16 protein-coding genes are annotated in these 15,255 nt (G+C 67.9%); 4 read left to right on the forward strand and 12 right to left on the reverse strand.

The features are described from left to right. Positions 1-35: 35 nt before the first annotated feature. Positions 36-1,718, reverse strand: a complete 1,683-nt coding sequence (locus TPR58_RS17490) for a GGDEF domain-containing protein (protein WP_346248026.1) — start codon at positions 1,716-1,718, stop codon at positions 36-38. Between the two features lie 146 nt (positions 1,719-1,864). Between TPR58_RS17490 and TPR58_RS17495 the strand changes: the two genes are divergently transcribed. Next, positions 1,865-3,073 (forward strand): DUF418 domain-containing protein, encoded by a 1,209-nt coding sequence (locus tag TPR58_RS17495; RefSeq protein ID WP_346248027.1) that lies wholly within the window; start codon positions 1,865-1,867, stop codon positions 3,071-3,073. A gap of 78 nt (positions 3,074-3,151) precedes the next feature. Next, entirely contained in the window at positions 3,152-3,613 is a 462-nt protein-coding gene (locus TPR58_RS17500) for a UrcA family protein (protein WP_346248028.1), read from the forward strand. Positions 3,614-3,638: 25 nt separating this feature from the next. On the opposite strand, the gene TPR58_RS17505 is transcribed toward TPR58_RS17500, so the two are convergent. From TPR58_RS17505 to TPR58_RS17535, 7 genes are all read right to left on the reverse strand, one after another. Continuing rightward, positions 3,639-3,818, reverse strand: a complete 180-nt coding sequence (locus TPR58_RS17505; protein WP_346248029.1) for a hypothetical protein — start codon at positions 3,816-3,818, stop codon at positions 3,639-3,641. A 9-nt stretch (positions 3,819-3,827) separates the two neighbouring features. Then, positions 3,828-4,589, reverse strand: a complete 762-nt coding sequence (locus tag TPR58_RS17510; RefSeq protein ID WP_346248030.1) for an alpha/beta hydrolase — start codon at positions 4,587-4,589, stop codon at positions 3,828-3,830. Positions 4,590-4,596: 7 nt separating this feature from the next. Continuing rightward, positions 4,597-5,442, reverse strand: coding sequence for an alpha/beta fold hydrolase (locus tag TPR58_RS17515; RefSeq protein WP_346248031.1), 846 nt, complete (start codon positions 5,440-5,442; stop codon positions 4,597-4,599). Between the two features lie 85 nt (positions 5,443-5,527). After that, positions 5,528-6,334, reverse strand: a complete 807-nt coding sequence (locus tag TPR58_RS17520) for an alpha/beta hydrolase (protein WP_346248032.1) — start codon at positions 6,332-6,334, stop codon at positions 5,528-5,530. A 152-nt stretch (positions 6,335-6,486) separates the two neighbouring features. Next, on the reverse strand, positions 6,487-8,040 hold the full coding sequence (locus TPR58_RS17525; RefSeq protein ID WP_346248033.1) for a PAS domain-containing sensor histidine kinase: 1,554 nt from the start codon (positions 8,038-8,040) through the stop codon (positions 6,487-6,489). Positions 8,041-8,065: 25 nt separating this feature from the next. Further along, positions 8,066-8,425: a response regulator transcription factor gene (locus TPR58_RS17530; RefSeq protein ID WP_346248034.1), complete on the reverse strand. Its 360-nt coding sequence runs from the start codon at positions 8,423-8,425 to the stop codon at positions 8,066-8,068. Between the two features lie 112 nt (positions 8,426-8,537). Beyond that, the gene (locus TPR58_RS17535) at positions 8,538-9,155 is read right to left on the reverse strand and encodes a response regulator transcription factor (protein WP_346248035.1); all 618 of its coding nucleotides are present in this window, start codon (positions 9,153-9,155) and stop codon (positions 8,538-8,540) included. A gap of 117 nt (positions 9,156-9,272) precedes the next feature. Between TPR58_RS17535 and TPR58_RS17540 the strand changes: the two genes are divergently transcribed. After that, positions 9,273-10,124, forward strand: coding sequence for a phosphodiesterase (locus TPR58_RS17540; protein WP_346248036.1), 852 nt, complete (start codon positions 9,273-9,275; stop codon positions 10,122-10,124). Between the two features lie 4 nt (positions 10,125-10,128). Here the strand turns inward: TPR58_RS17540 and TPR58_RS17545 are convergent, their stop codons facing one another. Next, positions 10,129-11,562, reverse strand: coding sequence for an aldehyde dehydrogenase family protein (locus TPR58_RS17545; protein ID WP_346248037.1), 1,434 nt, complete (start codon positions 11,560-11,562; stop codon positions 10,129-10,131). Between TPR58_RS17545 and TPR58_RS17550 the strand changes: the two genes are divergently transcribed. Further along, a complete protein-coding gene (locus tag TPR58_RS17550) occupies positions 11,561-12,469 on the forward strand; it encodes an arylamine N-acetyltransferase family protein (RefSeq protein WP_346248038.1) in 909 nt (302 codons plus the stop codon). The genes TPR58_RS17545 and TPR58_RS17550 overlap by 2 nt on opposite strands. Before the next feature lie 62 nt (positions 12,470-12,531). Here TPR58_RS17550 and TPR58_RS17555 read toward each other — a convergent pair whose 3' ends face one another. The 3 genes from TPR58_RS17555 to TPR58_RS17565 all read right to left on the reverse strand — a co-directional run bounded on the left by TPR58_RS17555 (position 12,532) and on the right by TPR58_RS17565 (position 15,246). Continuing rightward, entirely contained in the window at positions 12,532-13,203 is a 672-nt protein-coding gene (locus TPR58_RS17555) for a DUF1013 domain-containing protein (protein WP_346248115.1), read from the reverse strand. Between the two features lie 133 nt (positions 13,204-13,336). Then, a complete protein-coding gene (locus TPR58_RS17560; RefSeq protein WP_346248039.1) occupies positions 13,337-14,359 on the reverse strand; it encodes a glycosyltransferase family 4 protein in 1,023 nt (340 codons plus the stop codon). A gap of 14 nt (positions 14,360-14,373) precedes the next feature. Continuing rightward, positions 14,374-15,246: a UDP-2,3-diacylglucosamine diphosphatase gene (locus tag TPR58_RS17565; RefSeq protein ID WP_346248040.1), complete on the reverse strand. Its 873-nt coding sequence runs from the start codon at positions 15,244-15,246 to the stop codon at positions 14,374-14,376. Positions 15,247-15,255 lie beyond the last annotated feature (9 nt).

Raw genomic sequence — 15,255 nt, forward strand, 5'->3', positions numbered from 1 at the left:
CCGATGAAATGCGGGGTCGTAACGAAAAACCGGGGTCACGCCGCCTTGCGATCGGCGGCGGCGCGGACCCGGTCACGCCCGGCGGACTTGGCATCGAACAGCGCCCGGTCGGCGCCGCGATACAGCGCCTTCCATTCCGCCTCGGTCCGCAAGGGGCCGCTGCAGGTGCCGATGCTGGCGGTCACCCGGACGTCGAACGGCATTCGGGTGCTGCGCAGCCGGGCGAGGATGGTTTCGGCCTCGACCTTCTCGTCGGGGCTGGCCAGGATCGCGAACTCCTCGCCCCCCATTCGCGCGACCAGCGCACCGGTCGGCACGGCGTTGCGCAGCAGGCGGGCGAAGACGCGCAGCACCTCGTCGCCGCCGTCATGGCCCAGCGTGTCGTTGACCTGCTTGAAATGATCGAGATCGGCGATCTGCAGCACCTGTCGGCCCGGGCGACCGATCGCCCGTTCGAGGAAGGCGCGGCGGTTGAGCAGGCCGGTCAACGGGTCGGTATCGGCCAGGCGGCGGGCATATTCCTCGCCCTCCATCGCCCGGTCGCGCTCGCGGCTGAGCAGGCGGATGCGATAGGCGATGGCGACGCTGGACATCAGCGCCTCTGCCGCCATCGCGACGATCGTCGAATTGTCGAGCCAGAAGCTCCACGGGATCAGGTGGAGATTGCCGAGCGTGCGCAGGATCGCGGCGATGATCGGCGCGCCCCAGGCGATCGCGAACACCCACAGATAATTGCTGCGCGCCCGCCACGCCCGCCACAGGGTGGGCAGGACCACGACCGCCAGTCCGGTGAAGACGCAGGTAAAGGTCAGGTCGGCGACACGGACCGCGACATCGGGCGCGAGCAGGAACAGCACGCCCGATCCCGCCATCAGTGCCGCGACGATCTGGGCGGCGCGGCCCAGCCAGCCGCGATAGATGCGATCCTCGAAGAAGGTCCGGGCGAACATGATCGCGGCGCCGCCCACCGCGCCGAGCAGCAGGTAGTTGAGCCGGATGCGATCATTGTTGGCGATGTCGGGGAGCAGCCATGCCAGCGCACCCGATGAGGTGACGCAATAGCCGAACAGGCCCGCGGTCATCGCGCTGTACCACAGCTGGAACCGGTGCCGAAGCGCGACCCACAAGGCGAGGTTGTAGACCAGCAGCGCCAGGCACAGCCCGGCAAAGGCGGCGTAGATCGCGGCCATCAGCAGGTTCGAGCGGACGCTTTCCGCCTGGGTGGCGAGCCGGGGGCCGAGCACGATGCCGCGCATGTTGGCAGCGCCGCGGACATGCCACAGCACGCGGGTGACCTTGGCCGCCCGGCGCGGCAGCGCATGTTCGGCGACGGACCCCAGTTGAAGCCAGGGCGTGATGCCGCGATCGTCGGTCCGGGCCGTGACGATCTTGCCATCGTCATACAGGGTGTGGATGTCGACGCCCGCCTGCCACAGGCTGGTCCAGCGGATGCTGAGCGGCATGCGCGACCGCGAGCGGATTCCGATATCCCGGCTGATCACCCAATAGTCGCCGGGGCCGAGGCGATGCTGCTCGACGCCGCAGTCGAACCGCCCGGGCTGGTGGATCAGCAACGCCGGATCCATCCCGCCGCCGTCGCGAAGCACGCAGACGTCCAGCGGCATCCCCGTATCCCGCTGCGCCGAGGCGGGCGTCGCCGCCAGCAGTCCGGCGCAAAGCAGCCAGGCGCCGATGGCCAGGATCAGTCGAAACCCCATTGGCTCGTGCTAGGCGGGCAATCGTAACATCGGGTTAAGGTCTGGCTGTTGCTGCACGAATTCGCAGGGCAATCGAACGCACGCCGGGGGTTTCGCGATCGCGCCGCATCCGTCTAAAGCGCCGGGCAGCAAGTTCGGGAGCAGGCATGACGGATGGCGAGAAGCAGGCGGTGACCCCCCAGGTCGCGAACGCGCGGCTCGACGTTGTCGACGTGCTGCGGGGATTCGCGCTGGCGGGGCTGTTCCTCGTCCACATGATGGAAAGCTACGAGCTTTACTGGGCGCATCCCGACAAGAGCCGGCTGGTCGATGCGGTCTATCTGCTGCTGATGGGCAAGTCGTTCACCCTGCTCGCTCTGTGCTTCGGCTTCAGCTTCTTCATCCTGATGGACCGCTCGGCGAAACGCGGGGTGGATTTCACCCGGCGCTTCGCCTGGCGGCTGCTGGTGCTGGCCGGGATCGGCTATGTCCACGGGCTGATCTATCGCGGCGACATCATCATGGTCCTGGCAGGCATGGGCTTCCTGCTGCTGCTGGCGAACCGGGTGAAGGACAATCGCCTGCTGATCGCGCTGGCCGTCTTCTGTTTCCTGGGGCCGACGCTGATCGTCCAGTTCCTCGCCGCCAATGCGGGTGCCGCCTGGGCCAACCAGGCCGCGGGATCGTCGGTCGATCCGGGCATGCCGGTCTATCTCTCGGGCAGCTGGCTCGATGTGCTCACGGTCAATCTGTGGCCGGGCCAGGTGCCGAAATTCCTGTTCTTCATCGAATATGGCCGGTTGCCGCAGATCTTCGGCCTGTACCTGCTGGGCATGGTGCTGGGCCGGATCGGCTTCTTCGAGCGCCCGGGCGCGTTCTGGAAGGGGCGGGCGATCGCGCTCGCACTGGCGATCGTCCTGACGCTGGCGCTGTATTTCGAGCGCGAGCCGCTGCGGCTGCTTGCGGGGACGATGGGGTACAACCCGGCGGCACAGCGCGCCTTGTGGACGCTGACGGGCGTGTGGCTCGACCTGGCAGCGACCGCGGTGTGGGCGCTGCTGCTGATCGCATTGTGGCAGGGCTGGGGACGGCGGTTGCTGAGCGTCTTTGCGCCGATGGGGCGGCTGACGCTGACCTTCTACATCGCCCAGTCGGCGATCTTCGTGCCGATCTTCTACGGTTTCGGTCTGGGCGTGCATGACGACTGGGACGCCGCGACGCGCTTCTGGGTCGGCATCACCGCAATCGTCGCGCAGATCCTGCTGGCGAAGTGGTGGCTGGCACGATTCCAGTACGGCCCGATCGAGTGGCTGTGGCGCGCGGCGACCTATACCAGCTGGAAGGTACCGTTCCGGCGGAAGCCGGCATCGGCCTGAATCGGGACGGTTCGCCGATCGAAGGGCGCTGCCGCTCGATCCGTCGATCGCTATGATCGGCAAGATGGAGGAGGCTCGATGATCCGGACGATGTTGCTGGCCGCCGCGCTGATCGCGACCACGGGTGTCGCGCAGGCGCAGCGATGGGAGGACCGCTATGAGAGGCGATCGATCCCGGTCGAGGCGGCCGATCTCGACCTGTCGAACGACGCCGGCATCCGGACGCTGGAGGGGCGGGTCGCAAAGGCGGTCAACCGCATCTGCGGCAGCGACCGCGACTGTCGCGACGAGGCCTGGGCAAGCACCGACGACCAGGTCGCCTGGGCGATCTCCCGCGACCGGTGGACGCGGCGGATGGCCGAGGAGCGCGAAGCGCAACTGCGCGACTGCGGCTGGGACGGGTGCGAGCGGCGCGGCGAAGTAATCTACGAGCCGGTCGAGGACGACTATCCGCCGCCCGCACCGCCGCCACCGCCCGCAGGCGGCGTCCATGTGGTGATCGTGTATTCGACCGCACCCCCGATCGAATATCGCCGGTAGGGACGAAATACGTCCTGCCTGCGCGTCAGCGCAGCCTGGCGATGTTCAGGCCGTCGAGCTTGGCGCGGTCCTTGATCGATTCCTCGCTGCGGGTCAGCGCCTTGGCGATCGACTTCAGCGGCATGCCCTTCTTGGCCAGCGCGTGCAGCTTCTGCAGCTCGTCGGGGCGCCAGGGCTGGCGGTGGCGTTCGAATTTCTCGCTCATCGTACTGCCTTAGCGCAGCGCGGCGATCCAATCGAGACAGGCTTTCGCGACATCTTCCCAGCCAGGCTCGTTCAGCAGGAAATGCGACCGGGCGCCCAGGTCGAGATAGTCGGTATCGGCCGCCGAGCGCCGCTGGATGCGAAAGGCGGCGCGCGACAAATGGGGCGTGACCAGCCGGTCGAGACTGCTGCCGGTGATCAGCAGCGGCCGGGTGCGTCCGCGCGGGTCGATGCGGGTGCCGATGCCGGTCGCGGCCTGATAGAAGATGCGGCCCGGTGCGGGGATGACGAAGCTGTCCCAGGCGGCATCCGACTGGGCGCGCGGCGCGCCATTGGCGAAGCGGCGAAACCAGCGGTCGCGGGTAAAGGCATAGGGCCGGCTCCAGCCCCCCGGCCGCAGCACGATCGGCAGGATCGCGCCGATCGGGACGGGGCCGGGCAGGATCCCGCCGATCGGCACCGGATTGATCGCCAGACCGGCGCGGCCGACCCCGCGATCGAGCAGCATCTGGGTCAGCAGCCCGCCGAAGCTGTGACCCAGCAGGATCGCGCCGGGCGGTATCTGCTGCTGGAGATGGTCGGCGATGCGCCCGACGGTCAGGCTGCCGAAGCCGGGCGGCGGGGCGGCGTTGATCTCGGCGGCGCTGCGCCCGGCAAGGCCGGGCCATGTCGGCAGATGCACGACATGGCCCGCTTCCTCGAACGGTCGGCGGAACGCGTCCCAGCTGGCGGCCGTCACCCAGGCGCCATGGATCAGGGCGATGTCCGCCATGACGGTCTCAGGCCGCCACGGCCTGGCGAATGTCGGCGGTAGCGAAGGCCAGCAGGTCGGCGTTGAACCGGTCCTGCTCGGTCGCGGTCAGGCCGTGGGCACCGCCCTGATAGATCTTCAGTTCGGATCCGGGGACCAGCGGATGCGCCTTAAGTGCGGCAGCACCGATCGGCACGATCTGGTCGTCGTCGCCATGGATGAACAGCGTCGGCACGTCGATGCGCCGGAGGCCTGTGGTGTAATCGACCTCGGAGAATTCGTGGATGCAGTCGAGCTGGCCCTTCAGTCCGCCCATCATCCCCTGAAGCCAGAAGCTTTCCCGCACGCCTTCGGAGATCGTCGCGCCGTCGCGGTTATAGCCGTAGAAGGGAAGCGAGAGGTCGCGGTAGAATTGCGAGCGGTCGTCGAAGGTCCCCTTGCGGATGCCGTCGAACACGTCGATCGGCAGGCCCTCGGGATTGGCGTCGGTCTTCGCCATCAGCGGCGGGACCGCCCCGACCAGCACCATCTTCGCGACGCGATCGGTGCCGTGCCGCCCGACATAATGGGTGATCTCCCCGCCGCCGGTCGAATGGCCGACCAGGATGATGTCGCGCAGGTCGAGCTGGTCGATCAGCGAGGCGAGGTCATCGGCATAGCGGTCCATATGATTGCCGTCCCAGGCCTGGTCGGACCGACCATGGCCGCGGCGGTCATGCGCGATGACGCGAAAGCCGTGCTGGCCCATGAACACCATTTGCGCATCCCAGGCATCTGCGCTGAGCGGCCAGCCATGCGAGAACAGCACCGGCTGTCCGCTGCCATGATCCTTGTAGAAGATAGTCGTGCCATCGTCGGTCGTGATGAACGCCATGATCAGTCTCCTGTACGGTCGTAAAACAGTGCCCGGACGACGGAGAGGGGGCTGTCGTCCGGGCGTTCGCAGGGCGGGCCGGGGGTCAGGCCGCCCTGGAAATCGAGCGCACGCGCGCGGGCCGGGCGTGCTCGACGGCCCAGTCGAGCGCCAGGTCGGCCACCGCCTCCCAGCCCGGATCGATTCCGGTCCAGTGCGAGCGGCCGGCGAGTTCGCGATATTCGGTCGGCGACGGTGCCTGGCGCTGCTTTTCATAGATTGCGCGGACCATCGACGCGTCGGCGATCAGGTCGAGCTCGCCCGAGATCATCAGCAGCGGCGCGCGCTTCGGGTTCTTCCAGTCGATCGCGATCTTGCCGACCACGCCGTTCCAATAGACGCGCCCCGGGGTCGGCACGATGTATCGATCGTACATCGCATCCGCCTGATCCTCAGGCACCGTCTGGGCGAAGCGGGTGCGGAAGAAGCGGCGCGACATCGTCTTCGCCTTTCGCCAGCTGAGCGGATCGAGAAACACCGGCAGCGCCGAGCGGATCGCATGCGGGCCAAGGCCGACCCCCGGGGTGGGGGCAGGGTTGATCGCCACCCCGGCAACCCCCAGGCCCCGGTCGAGCAGATGCTGGACCACGACCGCGCCCAGCGAATGGCCGATCAGGATCGGCTCCTCGGGCAGGGTGCGGATGACGTCCTGACAATGATCGATGATCTGGCTCTGGCCGAGAAACTTCAGCCGGGGATCGGGGCTGGCGCGCAGCAGGGCGGGGTCGCGGTCGTCATAGGGCCAGTCGGGGGCGACAACACGATAGCCCTGCGCCTCGTAGCGTGCCTTGAAGCCTTCCCAGCTCTTCGAATTGAGCCAGGCACCGTGAATGAGCATGATCGTCTTCGACATGGGGCCGGTCCTCCGCTGCTTGGCGGACGGTCAGAACGCTGACCCGTCCATGGCTGCAGAATGATGCAGGCAGGGCGGGGGCGATATCCTACGCGTGGCGCGCGGCGTAACACGTTGGTATGACCGCCTCCGCGCAGGGGCGTAGCGGCGGGTCAGGCGGCGGGGAGCGTCACCGTGAACCGGGCGCCGCGATCGTCGCCGTTTCGCGCGACGATGGTTCCCCCATGCGCCTCGACGATGCTGCGGCAGATCGGCAGGCCCATGCCCATGCCGCTGGCCTTGGTGGTGTAGAAGCTTTCGAACAGCGCGTCGGGCGTATCGCCCAGGCCGGGGCCATTGTCCTCGACAACCAGGACGAGGCAGTCGCCTTGCGAACGGGTGGTGAAGCGCAGATGGGGGTCGGGGGTGCCGGCCTCGGCCATGGCCTGGGCGGCGTTGACCGCGAGGTTGACCAGCACCTGCTGCAACTGGGTGCGGTCGGCCGGCGTGTCGCGCAGGTCGGGCGTCAGGCAGCGCTCGACCGCGACCTGGCGGCCCTGAAGGTCGTGCGCCAGGAACATCAGCGCTTCCTCGACCACGGCGTTGAGCGACAGCGCGATTCGCGCGGGCTCGCGCCGCTCGGCCATGGCGCGGACGCGCGCGATGATGTCGCCGGCGCGTCGCGCATCGGCGACGATCCGCTCGGCAAGCCCGCGCACCTCGTCCAGATCGGGATCGTCGTTGGACAGCCAGCGCGACGCGGCCGATCCGCTGGTGGCGATCGCCGCGAGCGGCTGGTTCACCTCGTGGGCGATCGACGCGGTCAGTTCGCCCAGCATCGACACGCGCGCGGCATGGGCGAATTCGGCCTGCACGCGGCGCAACGCCGCCTCGGCCCCCTTGCGCGCGGAGATGTCGACCACGCCGATCAGCATCACCCCGCGCTTGCGGTTCTCCGGCGAGAGCGAGACCGTGAACAGCACGTCGACCTGGCCGCCGTCGACGCGGTTGAGCCGGGTCTCGGTCACCAGCCAGGGCTGGCGGGTCATCGTCGCGACCAGCGCCTCGATATAGACGGGCTCGCTTTCGCGCGGCCAGAAGGCAGCGATCGACCGCCCCTGGATCTGGTCCATCTCGGTAGCGCCGAACATCTCGAGCGCCTTGGGATTGAGATCGCCGACAAAGGCGTGGTGCATCGTATCGCGCAGGAAATCGCGATTGGCATGGAGGTGGGCGTGCAGGTCGGTCACGCCCTGGTCGCGCAGCGGGATCAGCATGCGCCCGACCCCGGTGAAATCGACTTCCCAGAACCCCACGGCCATCGCCTGGAACATGTTGCGATAGCGATATTCGCTCATCCGCAGCGCATCCTCGGCCGTCTTGCGCGCGGTGATGTCGCGCGCGGTCTCGATGATCCGTACCAGCCGGCCCTCGGCGTCGCGCTCGACCGTCCAGCGCACGTCGAGGATGCGCGGCGCGCCACCGGCCGCGGTGCGGGTCAGTTCGCCCTCCCAGCTGCCCCGGGCATGGAGCTGCGCCTCGAGGTCGGCGATCGGCGTATCATGGGCGGTGGCGAGCAGCGTGTGCAGCTTGCGGCCCAGCGCATCCGCACGGGCGATGCCGTACAGCGCCTCGCTCGCCCGGTTCCACGACAGCACATGGCCCCAGGCGTCGCGCGTCACGACGCTTTCGTGAACCAGGTCGAGGATGTCGGTCCGGCGCCCCACAGCCGTCCTTGTCCGCGACGGCGGCTCAGGAGTCCAGTGCGCGCCGGATGCAGTCGGCCAGCGTGTCGGTGTCGAACGGCTTGCGCAGCAGGCAGCGCACGCCCGCAGCCTCGGCCCGCACGTCGATGCCGCGTTCGGTGCGCGCGGTGACCAGGATCACCGGCAGCCGGCCCTGCATCCGCGTGCTGAGGTCGATGCCGTCGATGCCGGGAAGCTGATAGTCGGAGACGAGACAATCGGCACGCGTCGACGCATCGCCGTCGAGAAACGCCTCTGCCGAGATGAAGCCTTCGCCGTCATAGCCGAGCGACCGGACGAAGCCGATCAGCGCGGGACGAAGCGAGTCGTCGTCCTCGACGATGGCGATCAGGGGTTTGTTGGGCACGCGACCGGACTTTCCATGCGACATGACGGTTCGGATGCCGTCCTGACGCCCTTGTGCGCCTCGGCCGGGGCCGGCGCTATCACGCAATGGTGTTACGGGATTTTACGCGATCCTACCCCAACGCCAGGCCCAGCTTGCCGGCCATGCGCACCAGGTCGGGCAGCGTCCGGGCGCCCATCTTGCGCATCGCCGCACCGCGATGGATCTTTACCGTCACCTCGCTGAGATCGAGTTCGAAGGCGACCTGCTTGTTCAGCTTGCCGGCGGTGACCAGCGTCATCACCTGCCGCTCGCGCGGCGACAGCGTGGCATAGAGCTGGCGCAGCCCGGCTTCGTCGCTCGCCTCGGCGCGGCGTTTCAAATCGCGTTCCATCGCCGTCGCGACGGCATCGAGCATGTCCTGGTCGCGGAACGGCTTCACCAGGAAATCGACTGCCCCCGCCTTCATCGCGCGCACGCTCATCGGGATGTCGCCGTGCCCGCTCATCAGGATCGCCGGCAGCGCGATGCCGAGTTCGTCAAGCCGGTCCTGGAAATCGAGCCCGCTGCTGCCCGGCATCCGCACGTCGAGCACCAGGCAACCCGGCGCATCCTCACGCTCGGCCGCCATGAACTCTGCGACCGACGCATGGCCGCGTGACTGCAGCCCGACCGAACGGAACAGGCTCTGCAGCGCTGCCCGTAGCGAGGCATCGTCGTCGACGACATGGATGATCGCGTTGTCGGCCATCCGTTCCAGATACGGCCAGTCGGATCGGGCCGCAACGCCGCGACCCTTCCGAAAGGCTCCGATACCGGTTAAATCGGGTAAAGCCGTGCACGCCTCCGGCCTACGGGACCCTGTTCAATGCTGATCGCGCAGATCACCGACCTTCATCTCGGCTTCGGGCCGGTCGGACAGGATTATAACGAGACTCGCCTGCTGCGCGTGCTGGAACAGATCGTCGACGGGCCCAACCGGCCCGACCTGATGCTGGCGACGGGCGACCTGTCGGAACATGGCGACCCGGCCAGCTATCGCCGCCTGGCCGAACTGCTCGCGATGTGCCCGTTTCCCTGCCACGTCATTCCCGGCAATCATGACGACCGCACCAGCCTGTCGCGCGCCTTTCCCGACATGCCGACGCCGGGCGGCTTCATGCACTATGCGGTCACCGATCTCGACGGGCTGCGCATCCTGATGCTCGACACGACGGAGCAGGGGCGTACCGGCGGCGCCTTTTGCGCCGCCCGCGCGGACTGGCTGGCCGAGCGCCTGGCCGAGGCGCCCGAGGTGCCGACGCTGATCGCCTTGCATCATCCGCCGATCGATGTCGGGATCGAGTGGCTGCGGACCGATCCCCAGGAGGGCTGGGTGCGGCGGTTCGCCGGTGCGATCGAGGGGCAGTCGCAGGTCAGGGCGATCCTGAGCGGCCATGTCCATCGTCCGATTGTCGGCCGGTGGCGCGGGGCGAGCGTGGCGATCGCTCCGTCAATCGCGCCCGGCGCCGCTCTGGACCTGCGGCCGATGGATATCGAAACGCCCGACCAGCGTGCCCTAGTCGTTGCCGATCGGCCCGGTTATGCGCTGCACCGCTGGCATGACGGGGCGCTGACCAGCTTCTTCGCCTTTGCCGAGGATACTGCGCCGCTCAGCCGGTTCGACGCCCGGACTCAGAGGCTGGTTCGCGAGATGGCGGCGGAGCGACGGTCGGGCTGAGGCGTCAGCGGCGGCGGATCACGAGGTTGCGGATCTCGGTCATGTCCTGGATCGCAAAGCGCACGCCCTCGCGGCCCAGCCCCGATTCCTTGACCCCGCCATAGGGCATGTTGTCGACGCGGTAGCTGGGCACGTCGTTGACGATCACGCCGCCCACTTCCAGCCGGTCCCATGCGTCGAGAACCTGGAACAGGTCGCGGGTGAAGATGCCCGCCTGCAGTCCGAACTTGCTGTCGTTGACGATGTCGAGCGCCTGGTCGAACGTATCGAACGGGATCAGGAACGCGACCGGGCCGAACGCTTCCTCGCGGTTCAGCCGGGTGTCATCCGGTACGCCCTCCAGCAAGGTCGCCTCGAGCATCGCGCCGTCGCGCGATCCGCCGCACAAGATCGTCGCGCCCGCCGCCACCGCGTCCTGGATCCAGCCGTCGAGCCGCGTCGCTTCCTTTTCCGAGATCATCGGGCCGATGAACGTGTCGCGATCCTTGGGATCGCCCGCGACCAGCGTCTTCGTCTTCGCCACCAGCATGTCGCGGAAGCGGTCGTACACCTCGCGGTGGATCAGGATGCGCTGGACGCCGATGCAGGACTGGCCCGACTGGTAGAAGGCGCCGAAGATCGTCCGATCCAGCGCGTCGTCCAGATCGGCGTCGCGGTCGACGATCACCGCGGCGTTGCCGCCCAGTTCGAGCACGACCTTCTTGCGGCCCGCCTTCGCCTTCAGGTCCCAGCCGACCGCGGGCGATCCGGTGAAACTCAGCAGCTTGAGCCGGTCGTCGGTGGTGAACAGGTCGGCGCCCTCGCGGTGCGCGGGCAGGATCGAGAAGGCGCCCCTGGGCAGGTCGGTCTCGGCCAGCACCTCGCCCATGATGATCGCGCCCAGCGGGGTGCGGCTGGCGGGCTTCATCACGAACGGGCAGCCCGCGGCGATGGCGGGCGCGACCTTGTGCGCGGCCAGGTTGAGCGGGAAGTTGAACGGCGAGATGAAGCTGCACGGGCCGATCGGCACGCGCCGCCACATCCCCTGATAGCCCCTGGCCCGCGCCGAGATGTCGAGCGGCTGGACCTCGCCGGTGATCCGAACCGATTCCTCGGCGGCGATGCGGAAGGTGTCGATCAGCCGCGTGACCTCGCCTTCGGAATCCTTGATCGGCTTGCCCGCCTCGACGCACAGCGCGTAGGCGAGCTCCTCGGACCGTTCGGTGAAGCGGTCGACGCAGTGCTGCAGCACCGCCTGGCGCTGATAGCTGGGCAGGCGCGCCATCGGCCCGGCTGCGGCGACCGCGCCGGCGATGCCGGCCTCGATGATCTCGGGCGTCGCCATCGCGACGCGGAACGCGACCTCGCCGGTGAACTTGTCGGTCACCTCCAGGTCCGCATTGGGGAAATGTGCCTCGTTGTTGAGGTACAGCGGATAGCGATCCTTGAGCTGGGTCATGATGCCTAGATCGGTCGCGGACGCGCGCGCGGCAAGGGCATGGACGCAGGCGGAGCGTTGGGGCACGCTTCGCGCCATGGAACTCGCCGCCTATTTCGACCGGATCGGCTATTCCGGGCCGCGCATGCCCGATCTGGCCACGCTGAAGGCGGTGATGCGCGCGCATGTCGCCGCGATCCCGTTCGAGAATATCGACGTGCAGATGGGGGTGCGCAGCTCGACCGCGCTTCCCGGCATCTTCGACAAGCTGGTGGTTCGGCGGCGCGGCGGATGGTGCTACGAGAATAACGGGCTGTTCGGCTGGGCGCTGGGCGAGATGGGGTTCGACGTGCGGCGCGTGTGCGGCGGCGTGATGCGGATCGCCCGGGGCGACGCCGCGCTGGGCAACCATTTGACGCTGATCGTGACCCTCGACGAGGCGCCATGGCTGGTCGATGCCGGGTTCGGCGGATCGCTGGCGGGTCCGATTCCCCTGGCGGAAGCGACGCGGCATTATCCGCCCTTCGCGGTGGCACTGGCGCGGCAGCCCGATGGCTATTGGCGGTTCGAGGAGCGCTATGGGACGGCGGAGCCGTTCAGCTATGATTTCCTGCCCGATCCGGCCGACGAGGCGCTCTTCTCACGCCAGTGCCTGACCCAGCAGACCGATGCGGCTTCGGTGTTCGTCCAGAATCTGGTGGTCCAGCAGCGCCAGGGCGACCGGCATGTCAGCCTGCGCGGTCGCGTGCTGCTCGAGCGGTGGACGGACGGCCAGGCGACGCGGCGGCTCCGGAACGCGGGTGAGTTCGTCGACATGCTGCGCGGGCAATTCGGGCTGGAGGTGCCGGGGGTGGAGCGACTGTGGCCGCGCATCGTCGCGCGCCATGCCGAGCTGTTCCCGGACGAGGCGACGGAAGCGGTCGCCTGACACGGAAACGGCCGGGGCGATGCCCCGGCCGCTGCCTTGCCTGACGCATGGAAAGCGCGGGCTTACTTCTTGAACGGATCCACGAAGCCATAGGTCTTGGCGTGATCGGTGACGCCCTCGGTCTCGGTCGAGACTTCCTCGCCGCGGCTGGCGGCGTCGCGCTCGGCGCGCAGCTGTTCGATCAGTGCCTCGCGGTCGCCTTCCAGGCGATTGTCCGGCTGTGCCTCGATGCCGGCCGCCTTGGCAGCCTTGGCGACGATGCCGTCCAGCTCGCGCTGCGAGGTGAGGCCCAGCGTCACCGGATCCTTGGGCACGATGTTGGCGATGTTCCAGTGGCTGCGGTCGCGGATCGCGGCGATGGTGGTGCGGGTGGTGCCGATCAGCTTGCCGATCGCGCCGTCCGAGATTTCCGGGTGATGGCGCAGGATCCAGGCGATGCCGTCCGGCTTGTCCTGGCGCTTCGACACCGGGGTGTAGCGCGGGCCCTTGGTCCGGCGGACCTGATCGGGGCCCTTCAGCATCTTGAGCTTGTAGTTGGGATCTGCCTGACCCTTCTCGATCTCGTCCATCGTCAGCTCGTGCGCGCGGACGGGATCGCGGCCGGTCAGCTTGGTCGTGGCAGTGTCATCGGCAATCGCCTGGACTTCGAGAATGTGAAGGCCACAGAATTCCGCGATCTGGTCGAACGACAGCGAACTATTGTCGACCAGCCAGGAAGCGGTCGCATGCGGCATCAGCGGCTGGGCCACGGGACGTCTCCGAAACAGCGTAAAACAATAAGGGCCGCCCCTTCCGGAGCGGCCGTCTAGCGCACCGATCTAGTCTGCATTGCCCGCCGGGGCAAGGATTTTGGGCATCGCCAACCTGTCAGGCGGCTTCGGCCTCTTCCCCGATGGGACACAGGGCGTGCAGGAACTGCGCCGCGCTGGCTTCCCAGGTGAAACTGCGGCCATATCGGGCGCAGGCGTCGCGGTCGCGAGTCAGCGCCCCGGCGATCGCCGCGGTGAGGTCGGTGTCGAGCGCGCCGGTCTCGGGCGTGACGATGTCGATCGGGCCGGTCACCGGATAGGCGGCTACCGGCGTGCCGCAGGCCAGCGCCTCGATCATCACCAACCCGAACGTGTCGGTGCGGCTGGGGAACACGAACACGTCGGCGGTGCCATAGGCGGATGCCAGTTCCTCCCCGAACATCGCGCCCAGGAACCTTGCGTCGGGATAGCGCGCCGCCAGCGAGGCACGCGCCGGGCCGTCGCCGATCACCACCCTGGTGCCCGGATGATCGGTCTTCAGAAAGGCTTCCAGATTCTTCTCGACCGCCACCCGGCCGACATAGAGCTGGATCGGCCGCGGGAGGTCGGCCATCGCCGGATGCGGCGCCAGGCCGACGCGGAAATTGCCGAGGTCCACGCCCCGGCCCCAATGCTTCACCTGGGGGAGCTTGTGGTCGATCAGCGACTGACGGATCGACGGCGTCGACGCCAGGATCGCGTAGCTCGGGCCGTGGAACCAGCGGATGTAGCGCCAGATCCATTCCGCCGGGACGCCCGACCGTGCCGAGACATAGTCGGGGAACTGGGTGTGGTAGGCGGTGGTGAACGGACGGTCGTGGCGCAGGCACCAGCGCCGCGCGGCGACGCACAGCGGGCCTTCGGTCGCGAGGTGGATCGCGTTGGGCTGAAACGCCTCCAGCAACGCGCCGACGCTGCCGGTACTGGCCAGCGCCAGGCGGATCTCGGGATAGGTGGGGCAGGGGAGCGAGCGGAACAGGTCGGGCGAGATGACCCGCACGCTGTGCCCATGATCTTCCAGGACGTCGCGAACCGACTGGAGGGTGCGGACCACGCCGTTGACCTGGGGTTCCCAGGCGTCGGTGACGATGGCGATGCGCACGGGCTCGTGTTCCGTCAGGCGGCCGCTCGCGCCTCCGGTTCCCTGGGTCTCTCCCGTGCCGCTACTTCGTCCGCCCAGTGCAGTATCTCCATCCGGCCGTCGAAATGCTCGACCAGTGCGGTGCAGCCTTCGACCCAATCGCCGTCATTATAGTATTCGATCCCGTGGATCGACCGCATATCCGCAGCATGGATATGGCCGGCGACGACGCCGTCGACACCGCGCGCACCGGCCTCGCGCGCGACGATTTCCTCGAACTTCGAGATGAATTCGACCGCGTTCTTGACCTTGGCCTTGGCATATTTGCTGATCGACCAATAGGGGAGCCCCATTCGCGCGCGCGCCCAGTTGAGGCCGCGGTTGAGCGCCATCATCATCTCGTAGGCCGCATCGCCCAGATAGGCGAGCCAGCGGTGCGAGAGCATGACCGCGTCGAACTCGTCGCCGTGCATCACCAGCAGACGGCGGCCGTCGGCAGTCTCGTGGATCGCGGTGCGGTGAATCTCGACCCCGCCGAAGCTCAAGCCGGAGAACTGGCGGAACATCTCGTCATGATTGCCGGGGACATAGATGATCCGCGTCCCGCGATTGGCGCGCTTCAGCACGCGCCAGACGATGTCGTTGTGCGTCGCCGGCCAGTACAGCTTCTTCTTCAGACGCCAGCCGTCGATGATGTCGCCGACCAGGTACAGCGTGTCGCTGTCGACATGGTCGAGAAAGTCGATCAGCAATTCGGCCGCGCAGCCGCGGGTCCCGAGATGGACGTCCGAAATCCAGATCGCACGATAGCGGCGCCGTTCGGTGATGACGCGCTCCGGAATCGACGGTGTCGACGCGGAAAAATCCGCCGGATCCAGCCCGAACGGAAGCCTGGTGATCGTCGCCATGTCTGCGAA

The sequence above is a fragment of the Sphingomonas rustica genome (genome assembly GCF_039652585.1).
GTDB lineage: Bacteria > Pseudomonadota > Alphaproteobacteria > Sphingomonadales > Sphingomonadaceae > Sphingomonas > Sphingomonas rustica.